The sequence below is a fragment of the Mycolicibacterium sp. P4_G11 genome (genome assembly GCF_056555145.1).
Genome location: NZ_JBFUJW010000034.1, coordinates 1 through 401, shown reverse-complemented (window position 1 = coordinate 401; position 401 = coordinate 1). Strand labels below are relative to the sequence as shown.

Annotated in this window: 1 protein-coding gene; it reads right to left on the bottom strand. The window is 69.8% G+C overall.

The window, feature by feature from the left end; genetic code table 11:
* The coding region (locus AC1U2B_RS28625) for an acyl-CoA dehydrogenase family protein (RefSeq protein WP_480219440.1) at nucleotides 1-273 on the bottom strand (273 nt) is incomplete at its 3' end.
* Nucleotides 274-401: the final 128 nt, after the last annotated feature.

The following is a 401-nucleotide window of genomic DNA, read 5'->3' as shown; positions in this document are numbered from 1 at the left end:
CTGCTGGGTGGTCGCGCACGCGCGGGCGATCTCCTCCGCGACGATCGCCGACGCGAGGTGGTCGCCGCCCTGACCGCCGTACGCCTCGGGAATGCCGATGGCGTGCAGTCCGGCGGCGGTCAGGGCCGCCAGCGAGTCCTCTGGGAACTCCCCCGATTCGTCGATTGCGGCGGCATGCGGGGCCACTTGACGATCGGCGACCTCGGCGGCCAGCTCCCGCAGAGCGCGGTGCTCCTCGTCGAGGAGCCACTCGGCCTCGGTGCTCGTTCTCACTGCGTGCTCACGGCTTGGCTCGGTCGAGGCCGAGCACCCGGATGGCGTTCTCCTTCATCACCAGTGGCATGACCTCGTCCTTGATTCCGAGCTCGGCGAAATCGGCCATCCACCGGTCCGGGGTGAGA